The organism is Microbacterium sp. 4NA327F11, from assembly GCF_005503465.1.
Lineage (GTDB): Bacteria > Actinomycetota > Actinomycetes > Actinomycetales > Microbacteriaceae > Microbacterium > Microbacterium ginsengisoli.
Map to the genome: position 1 here is coordinate 63,008 of NZ_SCOB01000008.1, position 20,403 is coordinate 83,410.

Consider the following 20,403-nt stretch of genomic DNA (forward strand, 5'->3'; position numbering starts at 1 on the left):
CCACTCACGCTGGCTCTTGCGGTGCGTCGACGACGCTTCGCAAGAGCCAGCGTTGTCTGTCGTAGACGGCGGTGACGAGCTGGACGCCCGCCACGGATGCCGCGGTGACGCGCACAGCGACCACTCCCCCGTAGTCATCGATCAGCTCGACGACGGCATCCGATGCATCGACCGGGCCGGGCGGCACATCGACCGCGCTCGCGGTGACGGCGGCGCGGCAGGACTCATCGCCGCATTCCCGCCGAAGGGCGAGGAGCGCCGCGACGGCCTCCGCCGCGGTGGTCGGGCCGACCGACTCCGCAGCGGCAGATGGCGAGGTCGGCGCCGACTCGGCGGTCGATATGGCGGTCGGTGTCGGATCGGCCGGAGTCAGGATGCTCGGCGTCGCCGTCTGGGCCTCGCGCGGCCACAGCAGCCCCAGCGCGGCGACCGCGCCTGCGGTCACCGCGGCGACGGCGACAAGTCGTCCGCGTGGAGCGCGCCGCGCCTCAGTTGATGTGAGAGGCGACCCGTGGGCCGTGTGCGGCGCCGTGAGCGAGACACTCGCGTGACGTGGTCGTCGTGCACGGCCGAGAGCGGTGCGTACCGCGCCGGCCCAGCCACGCACGTCACCGTCGACACCGGCGATGAGCGGGCTCCACCACGACGCACGGTGATCGTCGTCCTCGGGTGCGATCTGTGCGCGGTCTGATCGCGCGAGCGGAGTGTCGGCGTCCGGCAGCGCGGCAGGTGTCGCAGCGGCGAACAGCCGTTCCTCGATCGCGCGAAGGTCCTCGTCGTCGAGACGTCGGAGGCGGCACAGAGCCGCGGCATCCGCCCACAGGTCGCTCGGGCCGCCGATGGCGGCGAGCTGCTCGATGAAGTGGGCGCCGTCGGTCACCATTCCGTCGCCGGCGGAATGCACGAACACGGGGCGGCCGCTCGTCGTCACCCACCAGGATCCCGCGCACAGCTCACCATGGCCGCGGACATGCTCCGCATGGATGCCGCGCAGCACGCCGACGGCGATCGTCACGGCGGCACCGAGGCCCGCGTCGCCGACAGGCAGGGCATCCACGACAGTGCCCAGCGCACGATCGCATGCGTCGACGAGGAGGTCGTGGCCATCGGGACGCCGCCGGATGTCGCGGAGGCCGAGAACGTGCCCGCCGTCCTCGTCACCTCCCCGCCAGTGCTCGCCGATAACGGCGGTGTCGACCACATGCAACGTCGCCCCGTCAACGTCGCGGGCCAGCGCGCCCGGCCAGGGTGCCCGGGGCGGAGCGACGAGGCGGAGGATCACGAGACGGTCGTCGAGCAGGGACATGCGGCAAGACTGCGCCCTCCGTGCTCGGTGCCCACGCTCCGCGCGCGGAGTCGCGGCACGACCATGCCGGTCGGCGGGGTGGGGAGGAGGCGACGCGCCGGTAGGCTGTTCCGCATGGCACGCAGCACGTCTCCCGAGAAGCGCCCCGGCTTCCTCTCCCAGATCCAGACGCTCTTCCGGTTCACCCGCGAGGTGTACCCGTGGCTCGGATGGCTCATCGCGGGCGTGATCGTGCTCGGCATCCTCATCGGTGTCGGCGTCGGCTTCCTGATCCCGCCCGTCGCCGGCTGGAGCGTCATCCTCTGGGGCGTCACGGGTCTCATGTTCGGTGTGCTCGGATCCCTCATGACCATGACTCGGCTGTCGACGCGCGCGATGTACCAGAAGATCGACGGGATGCCGGGCGCGTCCGGTCACGTGCTCTCCACGGCGCTCGGACGCAACTGGCAGGGCGGCGAGTCGCCCGTCGGTGTCAACCCCCGCTCGCAGGATGCGGTCTTCCGCGCGATCGGACGCGGCGGTGTCGTCATCGTCGCCGAGGGTGCGCGCGGGCGGTTGACACGTCTGGTCGCCGATGAGAAGTCCAAGATCCAGCGCGTCGCATCGGGTGTGCCGGTCACAGTGCTCTACGTCGGCCACGGCGACGAGGACGTCGCGATCTCGAAGCTCGCCACGACCATCAAGCGCCTGCCGAAGGCGATCGACCGCGGCACGCAGGCGGCGGTCATCAAGCGTCTCGACTCGGTCTCGCGGGGGCTCTCGTCGCTGCCGATCCCGAAGGGCGTCGACCCGCTCAAGGCGCGGGCACCGCGCCCGCGCTGACCGGCGCACTCAGGCGTATCCGCCGGCGACGATCACCAGCGGATGATCATCGTGCCCGCGAAGACGTCATGCAGACCCCGGTGATCGACGTTCCAGATGAGCGCCGGAAAGAGCAGGAGCAGCAGTACGGTGCGCACGACCGGGCGCCAGAGACCGATCCATCCGCCGGTCGCCTTCACGACCCGCAGGCCCACGAGCCGGTGCCCGGGGCTGCCGCCGATGGTCGGGATGAAGAGCACGTGGAGCAGAGCGAAGATGACGAGCGACGCGACCGCGCTGTAATGGAAGAACGCGAAGGAGATGAGCGCGGACAGCGCTGCGTCGATCGCGTATCCACCGAGCCGTCGACCGAACCGCGCGATACTCAGCCGGCCGGTCTCGGGAAGTCCGAGGCGCTCACCCGGATAGGCTGAAGTCGTCCGCTCATCACTCACGCCGACAGCCTAGACAGCGTCGCGTAACATGCCCGAAACATCCGAGATATCGCCGGGCAACGCCCCGTCGATAGTTTCGGATGCGTCCCGCCGGTGGCGGGCGGAACTTCCCGAATGCCCTACCTCAGGAGTCTCCATGTTCAGTGATTCATCCGAGGTGCTGAAGTTCATCAAGGACGAGGACGTCAAGTTCCTCGACATCCGGTTCACGGATCTCCCTGGTGTCCAGCAGCACTTCAACATTCCCGCTGCGACCGTCGATGAGGACTTCTTCACGGTCGGTCAGCTGTTCGACGGCTCCTCGATCCGCGGCTTCGCGAACATCCACGAGTCCGACATGCAGCTCATCCCCGACGTGTCGACCGCCTACCTCGACCCGTTCCGCGAGGCGAAGACGCTCATCATGCTCTTCGACATCTACAACCCGCGCAACGGTGAGATCTACGCGAAGGACCCGCGTCAGGTCGCCAAGAAGGCGGAGAAGTACCTCGCCTCGACCGGCATCGCCGACACCGCGTTCTTCGCCCCCGAGGCGGAGTTCTACATCTTCGACGACGTGCGCTACGAGGTGAAGCAGAACTCGAGCTTCTACGCCGTCGACTCCGAAGAGGGCGCCTGGAACTCGGGCCGCGTCGAAGAGGGCGGAAACCTCGCGAACAAGACCCCCTACAAGGGTGGCTACTTCCCGGTCTCCCCCGTCGACAAGCAGGCCGACCTGCGTGACGACATCTCGCTCAAGCTCATCGAGGCCGGTCTCATCCTCGAGCGTGCCCACCACGAGGTCGGCACCGGCGGCCAGGCGGAGATCAACTACCGCTTCGACACGATGGTGCATGCGGCGGACGACATCCTGAAGTTCAAGTACATCGTCAAGAACACCGCTCTCGAGTGGGGCAAGGTCGCGACCTTCATGCCGAAGCCGCTCTTCGGCGACAACGGTTCGGGCATGCACACCCACCAGTCGCTGTGGCTCGAGGGCAAGCCGCTGTTCTACGACGAGACCGGCTACGGCGGGCTCTCGGACGTCGCCCGGTGGTACATCGGCGGCATCCTGGCCCACGCGCCGGCGCTGCTCGCGTTCACCAACCCGACGCTGAACTCCTACAAGCGTCTGGTCAAGGGCTACGAGGCCCCGGTCAACCTGGTCTACTCGGCCGGCAACCGCTCGGCGGCCATCCGCATCCCGATCACGGGCACCAACCCGAAGGCCAAGCGCATCGAGTTCCGTGCGCCCGACGCCTCTGGCAACCCGTACCTCGCCTTCGCCGCCCAGCTCATGGCCGGTCTCGACGGCATCCAGAACCGCATCGAGCCGCACGAGCCCGTGGACAAGGACCTGTACGAGCTTCCCCCCGAGGAGGCCAAGAACATCCCGCAGGTCCCGAACTCGCTGCTCGACTCGCTCGAGGCGCTGCGTGCCGACCACGAGTTCCTGACCAAGGGCAACGTGTTCACGCCCGAGCTCATCGAGACGTGGATCGAGTACAAGATCGAGAACGAGATCAAGCCGCTGGCTGCTCGTCCGCACCCGTTCGAGTACGAGCTGTACTTCGGCGTCTGATCGGATGCCTCGTCGAGGGCCCCGGACTGCACATGCAGGCCGGGGCCCTTCGGCGTTCCCCTGCCTGACGCGCCGGTAGCGGCCGGGTTCAGCCGTAGAAGAGGCGCTCGAACACCTGCCGTGCCCGGCGCGAGGTGCGCATCCAGTCCTCCTCGACGCGGGTCGCGGAGCCGGGCGGGTACTCGAGGAGGCGAGCGATGCCCTCGAGGCGCGCGCGATCGGCGGGCAGCACGTCGCTGGTCTGTCCGGAGAGCAGCGTGTTGGCCGACCGGAGACGCGACGCGAGGCGCCAGGCCTCGCTCAGCCGCTCGTAGGCGGGCCGCGGGATGAGTCCCTCGTCCACGGCGACCGATAGCGCGGCGAGCGTGGACGTCGTGCGGAGGGCGGGGAGCCGACCGGCGTGCTCGTGCTGAAGCAGTTGCACGAGCCATTCGACGTCGCTGAGTCCGCCCGGGCCGAGCTTGAGATGGCGCTCCGGCCGAACGCCCTGTGGGAGCCGTTCGCTCTCGACGCGCGCCTTGATGCGTTTGATCTCGCGCAGGCCCTGCACGTCGACATCGCGGGGGTAGCGCACCTCGTCGGCCACCTCGAAGAAGGCCGTGACCAGCTTCACGCTCCCCGCGACGCCGCGAGCGCGAAGGAGTGCCTGCGCCTCCCACGAGAGCGACCAGCGCCGGTAGTACTCCGTGTAGGCGTCGAGCGACCGCGCCAGCGGGCCGTTGCGCCCCTCGGGGCGCAGATCGGCGTCGAGGTCGAGGGGTGCACGATGGTCCTCTGAGGAGGCACGTAGCGCCGCGACGAGGCGCAGGGCGAGCTCGTGGGCGCGCTGCGGGTCGACCCCGTTCGGACGATAGACGTACATGACATCCGCGTCGGAGCCGAAACCGAGCTCGGCGCCGCCGAGGCGGCCCATCGCGATCACGGAGAAGTCGAGCGCGTCGTCCTCGGGAGGGACGACCTCGCGGCGCACGGCCCGGAGGGTCGCCTGGATCGCGACATCCGTGATCGTGGACAGTGCGGCCGCGATCTCATCGATCGTCAGGACGCCGAGCACCGCGCCCATCGCCGTGCGCAGCAGCTCGCGTCGACGCAGCGCCCGCACGGAGCGCATGGCCTCCTCCGTCTCGGGATGCCGCGTCTGGATGGCGCGCGCCTCGTCCTGCAGCGCGACGCCCGACCGCGGCCGCAGCAACGCGTTGTCGTCGAGCCAGGCGACGGACTCCGGGATCCACTCCATCAGCTCGCCGATGTACCGGGAGCCGGACAGCACCCGGGTGAGTCGCTCCGCCGCCCCCGAGGAGTCACGAAGCACTCGCAGGAACCACGCGGTGTCGCCCAGTCGCTCACTCACCCGACGGAACGCGAGGAGGCCGTAGTTGGGGTCGACGCCGTCGGCGAACCAGCGCAGCATCACAGGCATGAGGTGGCGCTGGATCGTGGCCTTGCGACTGAGACCGGAGGTGAGCGCGGCGATGTGGCGCAGCGCCCCCGCCGGGTCGCGGAATCCGATCGCGGTGAGGCGGTCGTGCGCCTGCTCGGGCGACAGCGTGCGCTCCCCCTCGCCCAGCGAGGCGACCGCCGACAGCAGTGGACGGTAGAAGAGCCGCACGTGCACGTCCCGCACGTCGCGCTTGATGCGCTCCCACAGCTCCCAGATCTCCGCAGCCGACCCCGCCAGCCCACTCGTGCGGGCGAGCACACGTCGCTCGTCCTCTTCCCGCGGCATCAGATGGGTCCGGCTCAGACGTCTTAGCTGCACGCGGTGCTCGAGTACCCGCAGCACCCGGTAGTCGGACGCGAAGACCGCGGCATCCGCCCGCCCGATGTAGCCGCCGTCGACGAGCGCCGCGAGGGCGGGCAGTGTGCCGCGCTCGCGCACGGTCGCATCCGTCAATCCGTGTACGAGCTGGAGCAACTGCACCGTGAACTCGACGTCTCGGATGCCACCGGGCCCGAGTTTGAGCTGGAACGGCACGTCGTCGGCGGGGATGTGCTCGGTGACCCGCTCGCGCATGCGCTGCACGCTGTCGACGAAGTTCGTGCGGGCGGCGCTCGACCAGACCTTGGGGGCGACCGCCTCGATGTAGCGTGCGCCGAGGTCCGGATCGCCGGCGATCGCGCGGGCCTTCAGCAGGGCCTGGAACTCCCAGCTCGACGCCCATCGGTCGTAGTACGACAGGTGGGATTCGAGCGTGCGCACGAGAGCGCCCTGCTTGCCCTCCGGACGCAGGTTCGCGTCGACCTCCCACAGGGGCGGCTCGATCTCCATGCTCGAGATGCCGCGCATCGTCTGCACGGCGAGACGGGTGGCGATGTCGACCACGCGGCTGCCGCCGAGCCGCTCGGTGGTGACGTCGTCCGCGTCGCCGACGAAGATGACGTCGACATCGGACACGTAGTTGAGTTCGCGCGCGCCGGTCTTGCCCATCCCGATGATCGCGAGCGCGACCGCAGCGACGTCGTCGCGGGGGAACATGGAAGCCGACAGCCGGGTGCGCGCGACCGCGAGCGATGCCTCCAGCGCCGCCCCCGCGGCATCCGCGAGTGCGGCAGCCACGAGATCGACATGGGCCGGTGCATCGGGGGTGAGCAGGTCGTAGGCCGCGATGCGGGCGAGGAGGGTGCGGTACCGCACGCGTAGCGCCACCCACGAGGCCTCTCCCCCGTCGGCGGCGAAACCGTCGACCGCCTCGACCGACGCGAGAAGCTCGTGAGTGAGTTCGGCGGCGTCCGGCACGGTCGGCTCCCGGCCGAGCAGGTCCGCGAGCTGCGCAGGTCGGCGGAAGTAGAAGTCCGCGAACCCCTCGGACGCCCCCGTAAGCGCCCAGAGCGCGGCCGCGCCCCGGTGATCGGTGAGCACGGGCGCGACCGCGGCGGCATGCCGCCGGGCGACGCGCAGAATGCCGGTCAGCGCCGCATCCGGGTCGCCGACCGTGACCACACCCGAGAGGATCGCATCACGATCGATCCCGCACAGCAGCGCAAGCTCGTCGAGAGCCGCCTCTGCGGCATCCACATGGCCGAAGCCGTAGCGGACGAGGTCGGTGCGCGTGTGCGACCGGTCGGACGTGGCCATCGGCCCGTCAGAGCATCTCGAGGTTGCTCTTCAGCTCGAAAGGCGTGACCTGCGAGCGGTAGCCCTGCCATTCCTTGCGCTTGTTGAGCAGCACGTAGTTGAAGACCTGCTCCCCCAGCGTCTCGGCGACGAGCTCGGACTCCTCCATGAACCGCAGGGCCTGGTCGAGGCTCGTCGGCAGCGGCGCGTAGCCGAGGGCGCGGCGCTCAGAGTCACTGAGCGACCACACGTTGTCCTCGGCCTCCGCCGGCAGCTCGTACTCCTCTTCGATGCCCTTCAGGCCCGCCGCGAGGAGCAGCGCGAAGGCGAGGTACGGGTTCGCGGCCGAATCGAGCGCACGGTACTCGACACGCGAGGACTGACCCTTGTTCGGCTTGTACAGCGGAACGCGCACGAGGGCGGAGCGGTTGTTGTGGCCCCAGCAGATGAAGCTGGGGGCCTCGTCGCCGCCCCACAGCCGCTTGTACGAGTTCACGAACTGGTTGGTGACGGCCGAGATCTCGTTCGCGTGACGCAGCAGCCCCGCGATGAAGTGTCGGCCGACCTTCGAGAGCTGGTACTGGGCGCCCTCCTCGTAGAAGGCGTTCTGGTCGCCCTCGAAGAGTGAGATGTGCGTGTGCATGCCCGATCCGGGCTGTCCGCTCAGCGGCTTCGGCATGAACGTCGCGTAGACGCCCTGCTCGATCGCCACCTCCTTGATCACCGTGCGGAAAGTCATGATGTTGTCGGCCGTCGTCAGTGCGTCGGCGTAGCGCAGGTCGATCTCGTTCTGACCGGGGCCGCCCTCGTGGTGGCTGTACTCGACCGAGATGCCGAGGTCTTCGAGCATGCGCACCGACCGCCGACGGAAGTCGTGCGCCGTGCCGCCGGGCACGTTGTCGAAGTAGCCGGCCGAGTCGACGGGCTCGGGTCCGTCGGGGCCGTACGACGACGACTTGAGCAGGTAGAACTCGATCTCGGGGTGCGTGTAGAACGTGAAGCCGGCGTCGGCGGCCTTCGCCAGCGCACGCTTGAGCACGTGACGCGGGTCCGCGACCGCGGGCTGTCCGTCGGGCGTCGTGATGTCGCAGAACATGCGCGCCGTCGGGTCGACCTCGCCCCGCCATGGCAGGATCTGGAACGTCGTCGGGTCGGCGTGCGCCAGCAGATCCGACTCGTACGAGCGGGTGAGGCCCTCGATCGCAGAGCCGTCGAAACCGAGGCCCTCGCTGAACGCGCCCTCCACCTCGGCCGGGGCGATCGCCACCGACTTCAGGGTGCCGATCACATCGGTGAACCAGAGGCGGACGAACTTGACGCCGCGCTCCTCGATCGTGCGCAGCACGAAGTCCCGCTGCTTGTCCATCGCGTGCCTCTCCTCGGACGAGTGTGTGCGTCCAGCCTATTTCGTCCGGAGCCCCGTGCGACGCACCTCAGGCGTCGTCGCGCGCGTCGTCCTCGGACCACTTGCGGGAACGCTCCGCGATGATCTCCGGAGCGCGCGCCGCCTCCTCTGCCGTGGCGAAGGGACCCGCGCGGTCGACCGCGGGTGAGAGGAGTCCGTGCTCGACCTGCTTGGTGGTCAGGTTGTACCAGTAGCTGTTCTCGTCGTCGCTCACGGGTGCCCTCCTCGGCGTCACGTTGGTCCGATCCTACTGAGCACCCCTGTCGGCATGGATAGGCTTCTCGCATGGCTACAGAGAAGTCGCGCGCAGTCGGAATCGACATCGGTGGAACGGGTATCAAGGGCGGTGTCGTCGACTTGGTCGCCGGCGAGCTGGTGAGTGAGCGCATCAAGGTGCCCACGCCCAAGGGCGCGGAGCCGAAGGACGTGCTCGCCGCGGTGCAGCAGGTGCTCGAGACGCTCGAGGTGAGTGGCTCCGACCTCGAGCTCGGCGTCGCGTTCCCGGCCATCGTCAAGAACGGTCGCACGCTGTCGGCGGCGAACGTCGCCGAGACCTGGATCGACTTCCCGGCAGAGGAATTCTTCGAGCAGGGGCTGGGGCGCGGCATCCACTTCGCCAACGACGCGGATGTCGCGGGCCTCGCAGAGGTGCGCTACGGCGCCGCCCGTGACGCGAAGGGCCTGACGATCCTCACGACCCTCGGCACCGGGATCGGCACCGCGCTGCTCTACAACGGCGTGCTCATCCCGAACTCGGAGCTCGGCCACATCGAGCGCAAGAACCACCGCAAGGACGCGGAGTTCTACGCGGCGTATTCGGCGATGGAGCGCGACGAGCTGACGTGGAAGAAGTGGGCCAAGCGCCTGCAGTGGTACTACTCCCACCTCGAGGCGCTCTTCAGCCCCGACCTGTTCGTCGTGGGCGGCGGCGTCTCCAAGCACGCGGACGAGTTCCTGAGCCTGCTGAAGCTGCGCACTCCGATCATCCCGGCGGTGCACCAGAACAACGCCGGCATCATCGGCGCGGCTTCGCTCGCTCTGGACTGATCGGCGCTGATCCGGCGTATCGGCGGGCGAATGGGCCGGCCGATACGCCGGGTTCTGTCCCGGGGCGAACCCCGGTGACGGTCATCTCTCTCGGCGTCACGTTGCCGTGACGCTCCAGCGGCCTACCCGGGGACTCGGCGGGCCGCGTCAACATCCCCTGTCTGGCCTTGCTCCGGGCGAGGTTTACCGTGCGGGGCGCGTCACCGCGCCCCCGGTGGTCTCTTACACCACCCTTTCACCCTTACCGGCTGCTGCCGGCGGTCTGCTCTCTGTGGCACTGTCTCGCGGATTGCTCCGGGTGGGTGTTACCCACCGCCCTGCCCTGCGGAGCCCGGACGTTCCTCGGCGCGGTCTCCCGCGACGCGACCGTCTGGCCGACCCATTCGCGTCTTGGATTCTACCGGCGCCGACCTCTTACGACTTCCCCGCGTCGGGGGCGATGCGCACGTCGAGCGGGAAGTCGATGGGGAACTCGCCGAACAGAAGGCGGCCGGCGCGCGCCGCGGCATCCGTCACGATCGCGGCGACCCGGTCGGCGAGTTCGGCCGGCGTGTGCACGATGATCTCGTCGTGCAGGAAGAAGGCGATGTGCGGTGCGCCCGACTGGGCAGGACCGGATGCCGCGGCTTCCGCGCCGGGCGCCGTGAGCGCGAGCAGTGACCGCCGCGTCTCGGCGAGCCAGCACAGCGCCCATTCCGCGGCGGTGCCCTGCACGACGTAGTTGCGGGTGAACCGCCCGCGGTCGCGGGCTCGTCGTCGAGCCTGCTGCTCGGTGGCCGCGTCGCTCTCGTCGAGCGAGGCCTCGAACTGGGAGCGGGTGAACGCGGATCCGGCGGGTGGCGAGGTGCGGCCGAGCCAGGTGGAGACGACGCGCCCCTCCTCGCCGGCCACGGCGGCGTCGTCGACGAGCCGCATCGCGGCGGGGAACGCACGGCGCAGGCGTGGCACGAGGCGGCCGCTGTCGCCGGTCGTTGCGCCGTACATCGCACCGAGCACGGCGATCTTCGCCTCTTGGCGGGTGGTCACGGCACCGGTGCGCACGATGCCGGCGTACAGGTCGGTGCCCGCGGCCGCACGCGCCATCGCCCGGTCGCGCGACATTCCGGCGAGCACCCGCGGCTCGAGCTGGGCGACGTCGGCGCTGACGAGCAGCCAGCCGGGATCGGCGCGCACCGCGGGGCGCAGGGACCGCGGGATCTGAAGCGCGCCGCCGCCGCTCGATGCCCAGCGTCCCGTGACGACGCCGCTCGGCACGTACACGGGCCGGAAGCGGCCGCCGTGCACCCACGTCGCGATCCAGCTCTCGCCGTTCGCTGTGAGCAGCCGCATCAGGCGCTTGTACGCGAGCAGCGGGGCGACCACCGGATGGTCGAGGTCCTCCAGCTCCCATTTGCTGGTCGACGTGACGGCGAGTCCCGCCCGATGCAGGGCGCGCAGCAGGCGCGGCGGGGAATCGAGCGCGACGTCGGGATCGTCGAGGGCGGTTCGCACGGCGGCGGCCGCGGCATCCACATGGCGCCTGCTGCCCCCGACCCGCTCGCCCAACGTCTTGTCGAGCAGCCTCGTGTGGGTGGCGACGTCCCACGGGAGGCCGGCTGCCCGCATCTCGGCGGCAACGAGCGCTCCCGTCGATTCCGCGACGGCGAGGAGTCTCAGCCGGCCGGATGCCGCGTCGAGCGCGGCCAACTGCGCGGCGAACTCCCGGTGGCCGCTCGCGAGATCCGACGGCGCAACGCGCGCGGCGATCGTCTCGACCTCGAACAGCGCCTCGCGTGAGTCGGGCGCCTCCTCCCAGGCCGCGGGCGCGGACCACGCGGCATGCGTCGGCAGCCGTGCGGACTCGGGCACCGACTCGGCGGTGCGCAGAATCGCCCGTACCGCGCGGAGATCGTGCACCCGCCGCACGCGCACGCCGGCGGCCAGAAGCGGCGGATACCAGCGCGCCGTGTCGCTCCACACCCAGCGCACGTCGTCGGTGTGCGTGCGCGCCAGTTCGATCAGTCCCCCGGACGTCACGCCCGCACGAGAGATCTCGGCGCCCGCGCCATCGAGCTCGACGACAGTGATCTCCCCGTCCCCGTCCGTGCCGACGAGTCGCCACGCCGGTGACGGCTCAGACGCGGACATGCGTCCGCGTCGGGCTCACAGCCCGGACTCCTCCGTGCGTACGAGGATGCAGCCGCACTGCGGGCACTCGACCACATCGTCGTCGGCGGCCGAGCGCACGGCCTGCAGCTCGGTGCCGGAGAGCTCCATGCGGCATCCCTCGCACGTGCGGCGACGCAGGAGAGCGGCACCGGCGTTGCGGGTCGCGAGGAGGTCGTACCGGGCCAGCAGATCGGCGGGCACCCCTGCGGCCACACCGGCGCGGTCGCGCTCGGCGGTCGACCGGCGCTGGTTCTGCACCGCCGCCTCCGCGCCCGCTGCGGCCTCGAGGGCGTCCCGCTCGTCGACGAGCGCCGCCACGATCGCCTCGGCGTCGGCCACCGCCGCAGCCGCGGACTCGACGCGCTCCATCGCCTCGAGCTCGGCGTCTTCGAGCGTGCGGGTGCGGCGGGCGAGCGAGTCGAGCTCGCTCTCGAGCGCCTGCGCGTCCTTCGGGTTGGTTGACGCGGCGAGACGGGCCTCGTCGCGTGCGCGGCGCTCGGAGACGACCTTCACGTCGGCCTCGATGCGCGCGACCTCGAGATCGGCGTCTTCTTTGGCCCCCAGCAGGTCGGTGACGACACGGGATGCCGCGGCGACCTCACCCTGCAGAGCGGCGAGGCGAGGCGCCTGTGCCGGCTTGGAGAGCGCGTGCACGGCCTGCCGGATGCGGATGTCGAGGTCGACGACGTCGAGGAGGGCGCGTTGGTCGGCGGGTCGGGCTTTCACCCTCTCAACCTACGGCAGGCGGGCGACGTCGCGACCGGAAGTGGGCCCTGCCGGGATCGAACCGACGACATCCACGGTGTAAACGTGGCGCTCTACCAGCTGAGCTAAAGGCCCTCGGGGCCGAGTGTACGAGACATCCGCTCTTCGTGCGGCCCGATCAGAGGGTGCGTGGGGCGCGCTGACACCGGTGCCGCCGATCTTCGTCTGCGGCGGCGCTAGGCTATCCGTCGGCGTTGTAGACCGCGGACAAAGCCGCCGGTCTCGGTGATCTGATCTGGCACGACCTGCCAGCCCGACGAAAGGTGCCTCGTGACTGTTCACGACCAGGATCCCTACTCGCAAGGCCCCCTCGACAGCGACCCTGAAGAGACGTCCGAGTGGCAGGAATCCCTGCAGCAGCTCGTCGACGCCAAGGGTCACGGTCGCGGGCGCGAGATCATGCTCAGCCTGCTGAAGACCTCGCGAGAGCTGCACCTCGGCGTGCCGACGGTGCCGACCACCGACTACATCAACACGATCGCGCCCGAGAACGAGCCCGAGTTCCCCGGTGACGAGGAGATCGAGCGCCGCTACCGCGCGTGGATCCGCTGGAACGCGGCCATCACCGTGCACCGCGCGCAGCGTCCCGGCATCGGCGTCGGCGGCCACATCTCGACCTACGCGTCGTCGGCGGCGCTCTACGAGGTGGGCTTCAACCACTTCTTCCGCGGCCAGAACCACCCCTCGGGCGGCGACCAGATCTTCTTCCAGGGCCACGCCTCCCCCGGCATGTACGCCCGCTCGTTCCTCGAGGGACGCCTCACCGAGCAGCAGCTCGACGGCTTCCGCCAGGAGAAGTCGGCCTTCCCGAACGGCCTCCCCTCCTACCCGCACCCGCGCCTCATGCCGGAGTACTGGCAGTTCCCGACCGTGTCGATGGGCCTCGGGCCGATCAACGCGATCTACCAGGCGATGACGAACAAGTACCTCACCAACCGGGGCATCAAGGACGTCTCCGACTCGCACGTGTGGGCGTTCCTCGGTGACGGCGAGATGGATGAGGTCGAGAGCCGCGGTCAGCTCCAGGTCGCGGCCAACGAGGGCCTGGACAACCTGACGTTCATCGTCAACTGCAACCTGCAGCGCCTCGACGGACCCGTGCGCGGCAACGGCAAGATCATCCAGGAGCTCGAGAGCTTCTTCCGCGGCGCCGGCTGGAACGTCATCAAGGTCGTGTGGGGCCGCGAATGGGACGACCTGCTCGCCCGCGACAGCGACGGCGCGCTGCTCAACCTCATGAACATCACGCCCGACGGCGACTACCAGACCTACAAGGCCGAGAACGGCGCCTACGTGCGCCAGCACTTCTTCGGCCGGGACGAGCGCACCGCCGCCCTGGTCAAGGACTACAGCGACGAGCAGATCTGGAACCTCAAGCGCGGCGGTCACGACTATCGCAAGGTCTACGCCGCGTTCAAGGCCGCCGTCGAGCACAAGGGCCAACCCACCGTCATCCTCGCCAAGACCATCAAGGGCTACGGCCTCGGTCCGCACTTCGAGGGCCGCAACGCGACCCACCAGATGAAGAAGATGACCCTTGACGACCTGAAGCTGTTCCGCGACGCGATGCACATCCCGGTCACGGACGCGAAGCTCGAGGAGAACCCGTACCTGCCCCCTTACTACAACCCGGGACCGCAGGACGAGACCATCCAGTACCTGCTCGAGCGTCGCCAGGCCCTCGGCGGATACCTGCCGGAGCGCCGCTCGCACCACGTCGGCATCGAGCTGCCGGGCGACGCGGCCTACGCGCTGCCGAAGAAGGGCTCGGGCACGCAGGAGATCGCCACCACGATGGCGTTCGTGCGTCTGCTGAAGGACCTCTTGCGGGTCAAGGACTTCGGCAACCGCATCGTGCCGATCATCCCCGACGAGGCGCGCACCTTCGGCATGGACGCGTACTTCCCGACGGCGAAGATCTACAACCCGAACGGCCAGAACTACACGTCGGTCGACCGCGAGCTGCTACTGGCCTACAAGGAGAGCCCGCAGGGCCAGATCGTCCACGTCGGCATCAACGAGGCCGGCGCCCTCGCGGCCTTCACCGGTGTCGGCACCTCGTACGCGACGCACGGCGAGCCGCTCATCCCGGTCTACGTGTTCTACTCGCAGTTCGGCTTCCAGCGCACCGGCGACGCGAACTGGGCCGCGGGCGACCAGATGGCGCGCGGCTTCGTGGTCGGCGCCACCGCCGGTCGCACCACCCTCACGGGTGAGGGCCTGCAGCACGCCGACGGCCACTCGCACCTGCTCGCGGCCACGAACCCCGCCACGGTCTCGTACGACCCCGCCTACGGCTACGAGATCGCCCACATCGTGCGCTCCGGCATCGACCGCATGTACGGCGGCAGCCACAGCGACCCGAACGTCATGTACTACCTGACGGTCTACAACGAGCCGATCGTGCAGCCTGCCGAGCCGGCGGATGTCGACGTCGACGGCATCGTGCGCGGCATCCACCGCATCTCCACCGTCGCGGCCGAGGGCGCCGCGCACGCGCAGCTGCTCGCGAGCGGTGTGGGCGTGCCGTGGGCGCTCGAGGCGCAGCAGCTCCTGAAGGACGACTGGGGCGTGGGCTCGGATGTGTGGTCGGTCACCTCGTGGACCGAGCTGCGCCGCGACGGCCTCGCCGCCGACGAGCACAACTTCCTGCACCCCGACGAGGAGCCGGTCACGGCCTACCTCACGCAGAAGCTCGCCGGAACGCCCGGCCCGGTCGTCGCGGTGAGCGACTTCATGCACGCCGTGCAGGACCAGATCCGTCCGTGGGTGCAGCACAATTTCTGGACGCTCGGCGCCGACGGCTTCGGCTTCTCCGACACGCGTGCCGCGGCACGACGCTTCTTCAAGATCGACGGACCGTCGATCGTCGTGCGTGCCCTCCAGGCGCTCGCGGCCGAGGGTGCGGTCGATCGTGCGCTGGTCGGTCAGGCGATCCAGAAGTACCGTCTGCACGACGTGACCGCGGGCACGACGGGCAACGCCGGCGGCGAGAGCTGACCGACGTGCCGGCGACGCCGCCCGGACACGAGCTGCCCGTCGACAAGTCGGGGACCCTTGCGTGGCTGCGCAAGGTCTCCGGCGACCTCGCCACGGCGACGCTCACCCGGCTCGAGGCGACGCTTCCGTGGTACTCCGACATGCCGCCGGCGCGGCGCTCGGCGGTGGGCCTGGTCGCTCAGGCCGGCATCACCTCGTTCATCCAGTGGTACGACGATCCGAAGTCGACCCCCTGGATCGCGTCGGACATCTTCGCCGCCGCGCCGCGGGAGCTGCTGCGCAGCGTGAGCCTGCAGCAGACGCTCCAGCTGATCCGGGTGACGGTGGAGGTCACCGAGGAGCGCATCGCCGACAAGGACTCGCGCCTGCGCGAGGCGGCGCTGCTCTACTCGCGCGAGGTCGCGTTCGCGGCGGCCGACGTCTACGCCCGCGCCGCTGAGGCGCGGGGCCTCTGGGATGCGCGCCTCGAGGCGCTCGTGGTCGACTCGATCCTCAGCGGCGAGGCCGACGACGAGCTGCCGAGCCGTATCGCGGCCCTCGGCTGGCACGGACACGGCGAGGTCGCGGTGCTCGTGGGCACGACGCCCCCGCAGTTCGACGTCGACCAGTTGCGCCGCATGGCGCGCAAGCTCGGTGTCGACGTGCTCGTGGGCGTGCAGGGCTCGCGGCTCGTGCTCGTGATCGGTCGCAGCGAGGCCGGCCAGCGCACGGGTGAGGATGTCGCAGACCTCCCCTTCCCCGAGATCGCCCGGCGCCTCGAGCCGGGATTCGGCACGGGGCACCTGGTGCTCGGCCCGACGGTGCCGGCGCTCGTCGACGCGAGCCAGAGCGCCCGCGCGGCTCTCGCCGGGTTCGCGGTGGCCGGCGCATGGCGCAACGCGCCGCGTCCGGTGGACGCCGACGATCTGCTGCCCGAACGTGCCCTCGCGGGCGACCCGCTCGCCAAGCGCACGCTCGTCGAGAAGATCTACCGTCCGTTGAAGGCCCACAGCTCCGATCTCGTGACCACGCTCTGGAGCTACCTCGACAACGGCCGATCGCTCGAGGCGACGGCTCGCGAGCTGTTCGTTCACCCCAACACGGTGCGCTACCGACTGAAGCGCGTCTCGGACGTGATCGGCTGGGACGCGACGGGTCCGCGCGAGGCGCTCATCCTGCAGACGGCGCTCGTTCTCGGGGCGATCGGCAGTGACGTCACGCGTCGCCGTGCCGGTGTTCCTCGGCGCGCATGAGCCACGTCGCTGTAGGGCGCGCACAAAGCATCCGGTCATCCTTGTGCGTACCTCGCCAGTGCGCCGCCCGGTTCCTTGGCAGGATGGAACGGTGATCATCGCGGTGTTCCCCGGTCAGGGTTCGCAGACCCCCGGCTTCCTCAGTCCTTGGCTCGAGCTCGACGGCGCGACTGACCGGTTGTCGTCGTTCTCGGAGGCAGCGGGTGTCGACCTCGCCGCCGCCGGCACCGAGTGGGATGCCGACGCGATCCGCGACACGCAGGTCGCTCAGCCGCTCATCGTCGGCGCGAGCCTCCTCTCCTACGCCGCCTTCGTCGAGGCGGCGGGCACCACGCCCGCGGGTGTGGCCGGTCACTCCGTCGGTGAACTGGCCGCCCTCGCCGCGGCAGGCGTGCTCTCCCCCGTCGACGCACTCACTCTCGCGGGCGTGCGGGGTCGTGCGATGGCGGATGCCGCGGCCCAGACGCCGACCGGCATGAGCGCAATCCTCGGGGGCGACGAAGCCGCGGTGCTGGCGCGTCTCGCCGAGCTCGACCTCACCCCGGCCAACCACAACGGTGCCGGCCAGATCGTCGCCGCCGGCGCCCTCCCCGCCCTGGCAGTCCTCGCCGAGGCGCCGGTGCCGGCGACGCGGGTCATCCCGCTCCAGGTCGCCGGCGCGTTCCACACGTCCTACATGGCCCCGGCCGTCGACGCGCTGCGGGAGGCCGCGGCATCCGTCGCGGTGAGCGACCCGCAGACCACCCTCTGGACGAATGCCGACGGCACCGTCGTCGATGACGGCCCCCGGGCGGTCGAGCTGCTCATCGGACAGGTGGCCTCCCCCGTGCGCTGGGATCTGTGCATGGCCTCGTTCGCCGAGGCGGGCGTGACGGGCATCATCGAATTCGCGCCGGCGGGAACGCTCGTCGGCCTCGCCAAGCGCGCGCTGCGCGGAGTGCCGTCGGTTGCCGTCAAGACACCCGACGACCTCGACGCCGCCGTCGCGCTGCTGAAGGGATCCGCCGCATGAGCGCACCCGTGCTGAAGCAGGGCAGCGGCCCCGCGTTCACCCGCATCTACTCGTACGGGGCCGCCCGTGGCGAGAACGCGGTGCCGAACGACGATCTGGTCGCCGCGATCGACTCGAGCGACGAGTGGATCCGCCAGCGCACCGGCATCATCACGCGGACGCGCGCGGTGCACGGCACGAGCGCGACCGATCTCGCCACCGCGGCCGGTCGGGAGGCGATCGAGCGTTCCGGAGTGCCGGCCGACCAGATCGACCTCGTCATCGTCGCGACCATCAGCAACTCCCGCCAGACCCCGTCGATGTCGGCCGTCGTCGCCGACCGCGTCGGAGCGAACCCGGCCGCCGCCTACGACTCGAACGCCGCGTGCGCCGGATTCGCCTACGGTGTCGCCCAGGCCGATGCACTCATCCGCACCGGCGGGGCGCACTACGCCCTCGTCATCGGCGCCGAGAAGCTCTCCGACGTCGTCGACCCGACCGACCGCAGCATCTCGTTCCTCCTGGGCGACGGCGCAGGAGCCGTGGTCATCGGACCGAGTGACTTCCCCGGCATCTCCCGCACCGTGTGGGGCTCCGACGGCTCCAAGGCCGAGGCCGTCGGCATGAACGCGACCCTCACCGAGTTCCGTGACGGCGAGGCTGCCTGGCCGACGCTCCGTCAGGAAGGCCAGACCGTCTTCCGCTGGGCCGTCTGGGAGATGGCGAAGGCCGCGCGCCTCGCCCTCGAGGAGGCGGGGGTGGAGGCATCCGATCTGGCCGCCTTCGTGCCGCACCAGGCCAACATGCGCATCATCGATGAGTTCGCCAAGCAGCTGGGGCTGCCCGAGAGCGTGGTCATCGGCCGTGACATCGCGACGACGGGCAACACGTCGGCGGCGTCCATCCCGCTCGCCACGCATCGTCTGCTCGAAGAGCACCCCGAGCTCAGCGGCGGCCTGTGCCTGCAGATCGGATTCGGGGCCGGGCTCGTCTACGGCGCGCAGGTGGTCGTGCTCCCGTGAGCGCCGCAGCGGCGCCCCTAAACTGATTCGCGGCCTTGCGGCTGCTGTCCACACCCCACAGAGAAGGAGAAACCCATGGCCCTTTCGACCGAAGAGGTCCTCGCCGGCCTCGCCGAGCTCATCACCGACGAGACGGGCATCTCGGCCGACGAGGTCGCGCTCGAGAAGTCGTTCACCGACGACCTCGACATCGACTCGATCTCGATGATGACCATCGTCGTCAACGCCGAAGAGAAGTTCGGCGTGACGATCCCCGACGACGAGGTCAAGAACCTCAAGACCGTCGGCGACGCAGTCACCTTCATCACCTCGAACCAGGCGTGAGTCCCGTCCGGTGGGGGCGTGAGCCCCCACCGGGAAGAACAGGAAGCAATATGACGTCCCCTCGCATCGTCGTCACCGGAATCGGCGCGTCGTCCCCCATCGGCGGCACGGCTCCCGACAGCTGGAACGCGCTCCTCGACGGCGCCAGCGGCGCCCGCTCGCTCGAGCACGACTGGGTCGCCCGCTACGAGCTGCCGGTCACCTTCGCGGCCGAGGCGCTCGTGCGTCCCGATACCGTGCTGGAGCGCCCGGTGGCCAAGCGTCTCGATCCGGCCTCGCAGTTCGCCCTCGTCGCCGCCCAGGAGGCCTGGGCCGACGCGGGTGCGCCCGACGTCGAGCCCGAGCGTCTCGGTGTCGACTTCGCGACCGGAATCGGCGGCGTATGGACGCTGCTCGATGCGTGGGACACTCTGCGTGAGAAGGGTCCCCGTCGGGTCATGCCCATGACGGTGCCCATGCTCATGCCGAACGCTGCAGCGGGCAACCTGTCGCTCCACTTCGGCGCGCGGGCATTCGCCCGGACCGTCGCGAGCGCGTGCGCGTCGAGCACCGAGTCGATCGTCAACGCGGTCGAGCACATCCAGGACGGCCTCGCCGACATCGTGATCGCCGGCGGCACCGAATCGGCCGTTCACCCCATCACACTCGCCGCGTTCGCGTCGATGCAGGCGCTCTCGCGTCGCAACGACTCGCCCGGCACGGCGTCCCGGCCGGCGAGCATCGACCGCGACGGCTTCGTCATGGGCGAGGGCGCCGCGGCGCTCGTGCTCGAGCGTGAAGACCACGCTCTCGCTCGCGGAGCGAAGATCTACGCGGTCGTCGTCGGCGGCGGCGTCACCGCCGACTCGTACCACATCACCGCCAATGACCCCGAGGGCCGCGGCGCGGCGCGTGCCGTGCAGCAGGCGCTGGCGGCGGCGGGTGCGAGCCCCGACGAGGTCACGCACATCAATGCGCACGCGACATCCACCCCTGTCGGCGACCCGAACGAGTACCAGGCCCTGCGAGCGGTGTTCGGCGCCCGGATCGACGAGATCCCGGTGTCAGCCACGAAGGCGTCGACCGGTCACCTCCTGGGCGGCACCGGAGCCCTCGAGGCCATGTTCACGATCCGCGCGATCCAGGAGCGCATCGCGCCGCCGACGATCAACCTCACCGAGCAGGACCCGGAGGTGCCGTTCCGACTGTCGGGCAGCACCCAGGCGCTCGGCGCCGGCGACCAGCTCGCCATCAGCAACTCTTTCGGGTTCGGCGGTCACAATGCCGTCGTGGCGTTCCGAAACGTCTGACC

General features: G+C 70.0%; 16 protein-coding genes, 1 tRNA gene and 1 other RNA gene. 9 read left to right on the forward strand and 9 right to left on the reverse strand.

What is annotated here, in order from left to right:
• Positions 1–4: 4 nt before the first annotated feature.
• Complete coding sequence (locus FFS51_RS07040; protein WP_137877893.1) at positions 5–1,306, reverse strand: hypothetical protein; 1,302 nt, start codon at positions 1,304–1,306, stop codon at positions 5–7.
• A gap of 114 nt (positions 1,307–1,420) precedes the next feature.
• On the opposite strand from FFS51_RS07040, the gene FFS51_RS07045 reads away from it, so the two are divergent.
• The gene (locus FFS51_RS07045; RefSeq protein ID WP_045245757.1) at positions 1,421–2,128 is read left to right on the forward strand and encodes a DUF4191 domain-containing protein; all 708 of its coding nucleotides are present in this window, start codon (positions 1,421–1,423) and stop codon (positions 2,126–2,128) included.
• 32 nt (positions 2,129–2,160) lie between these two features.
• Here the strand turns inward: FFS51_RS07045 and FFS51_RS07050 are convergent, their stop codons facing one another.
• The gene (locus FFS51_RS07050; protein ID WP_137877894.1) at positions 2,161–2,562 is read right to left on the reverse strand and encodes an RDD family protein; all 402 of its coding nucleotides are present in this window, start codon (positions 2,560–2,562) and stop codon (positions 2,161–2,163) included.
• A 136-nt stretch (positions 2,563–2,698) separates the two neighbouring features.
• Here FFS51_RS07050 and glnA (FFS51_RS07055) point away from each other — a divergent pair, with 136 nt between their 5' ends.
• A complete protein-coding gene (gene glnA / locus FFS51_RS07055; protein WP_045245759.1) occupies positions 2,699–4,123 on the forward strand; it encodes a type I glutamate--ammonia ligase in 1,425 nt (474 codons plus the stop codon).
• A gap of 88 nt (positions 4,124–4,211) precedes the next feature.
• Here glnA (FFS51_RS07055) and FFS51_RS07060 read toward each other — a convergent pair whose 3' ends face one another.
• From FFS51_RS07060 to FFS51_RS07070, 3 genes are all read right to left on the reverse strand, one after another.
• The gene (locus FFS51_RS07060) at positions 4,212–7,199 is read right to left on the reverse strand and encodes a bifunctional [glutamine synthetase] adenylyltransferase/[glutamine synthetase]-adenylyl-L-tyrosine phosphorylase (protein ID WP_137877895.1); all 2,988 of its coding nucleotides are present in this window, start codon (positions 7,197–7,199) and stop codon (positions 4,212–4,214) included.
• Positions 7,200–7,206: 7 nt separating this feature from the next.
• Entirely contained in the window at positions 7,207–8,544 is a 1,338-nt protein-coding gene (glnA, locus tag FFS51_RS07065; RefSeq protein WP_056208832.1) for a type I glutamate--ammonia ligase, read from the reverse strand.
• A gap of 67 nt (positions 8,545–8,611) precedes the next feature.
• On the reverse strand, positions 8,612–8,797 hold the full coding sequence (locus tag FFS51_RS07070; protein ID WP_045246578.1) for a hypothetical protein: 186 nt from the start codon (positions 8,795–8,797) through the stop codon (positions 8,612–8,614).
• A gap of 71 nt (positions 8,798–8,868) precedes the next feature.
• On the opposite strand from FFS51_RS07070, the gene ppgK reads away from it, so the two are divergent.
• Positions 8,869–9,630 (forward strand): polyphosphate--glucose phosphotransferase, encoded by a 762-nt coding sequence (ppgK, locus tag FFS51_RS07075; RefSeq protein ID WP_045246577.1) that lies wholly within the window; start codon positions 8,869–8,871, stop codon positions 9,628–9,630.
• 27 nt (positions 9,631–9,657) lie between these two features.
• Here ppgK and rnpB read toward each other — a convergent pair.
• The 4 genes from rnpB to FFS51_RS07095 form a co-directional block, all read right to left on the reverse strand.
• Positions 9,658–10,012: RNase P RNA component class A (rnpB, locus tag FFS51_RS07080), an RNA gene on the reverse strand.
• Between the two features lie 32 nt (positions 10,013–10,044).
• Positions 10,045–11,757, reverse strand: coding sequence for a bifunctional 3'-5' exonuclease/DNA polymerase (locus tag FFS51_RS07085; protein WP_137877896.1), 1,713 nt, complete (start codon positions 11,755–11,757; stop codon positions 10,045–10,047).
• A 15-nt stretch (positions 11,758–11,772) separates the two neighbouring features.
• Complete coding sequence (locus FFS51_RS07090) at positions 11,773–12,504, reverse strand: zinc ribbon domain-containing protein (protein ID WP_137877897.1); 732 nt, start codon at positions 12,502–12,504, stop codon at positions 11,773–11,775.
• A 41-nt stretch (positions 12,505–12,545) separates the two neighbouring features.
• Positions 12,546–12,618 (reverse strand) — tRNA-Val (locus tag FFS51_RS07095).
• Between the two features lie 195 nt (positions 12,619–12,813).
• Between FFS51_RS07095 and aceE the strand changes: the two genes are divergently transcribed.
• The 6 genes from aceE (at position 12,814) to FFS51_RS07125 (ending at position 20,401) form a co-directional block, all read left to right on the forward strand.
• The gene (gene aceE, locus FFS51_RS07100) at positions 12,814–15,543 is read left to right on the forward strand and encodes a pyruvate dehydrogenase (acetyl-transferring), homodimeric type (protein ID WP_045246875.1); all 2,730 of its coding nucleotides are present in this window, start codon (positions 12,814–12,816) and stop codon (positions 15,541–15,543) included.
• Positions 15,544–15,548: 5 nt separating this feature from the next.
• Positions 15,549–16,775: a PucR family transcriptional regulator gene (locus FFS51_RS07105; protein WP_045246874.1), complete on the forward strand. Its 1,227-nt coding sequence runs from the start codon at positions 15,549–15,551 to the stop codon at positions 16,773–16,775.
• Between the two features lie 91 nt (positions 16,776–16,866).
• Entirely contained in the window at positions 16,867–17,787 is a 921-nt protein-coding gene (locus FFS51_RS07110) for an ACP S-malonyltransferase (RefSeq protein WP_045246873.1), read from the forward strand.
• Positions 17,784–18,788: a beta-ketoacyl-ACP synthase III gene (locus FFS51_RS07115; protein WP_045246872.1), complete on the forward strand. Its 1,005-nt coding sequence runs from the start codon at positions 17,784–17,786 to the stop codon at positions 18,786–18,788. Before FFS51_RS07110 ends, FFS51_RS07115 begins: the two co-directional genes overlap by 4 nt.
• 75 nt (positions 18,789–18,863) lie before the next feature.
• Positions 18,864–19,112: an acyl carrier protein gene (locus tag FFS51_RS07120; protein WP_045246871.1), complete on the forward strand. Its 249-nt coding sequence runs from the start codon at positions 18,864–18,866 to the stop codon at positions 19,110–19,112.
• A 50-nt stretch (positions 19,113–19,162) separates the two neighbouring features.
• Positions 19,163–20,401, forward strand: coding sequence for a beta-ketoacyl-[acyl-carrier-protein] synthase family protein (locus FFS51_RS07125; protein WP_045246870.1), 1,239 nt, complete (start codon positions 19,163–19,165; stop codon positions 20,399–20,401).
• The last annotated feature ends 2 nt before the right edge of the window (positions 20,402–20,403 follow it).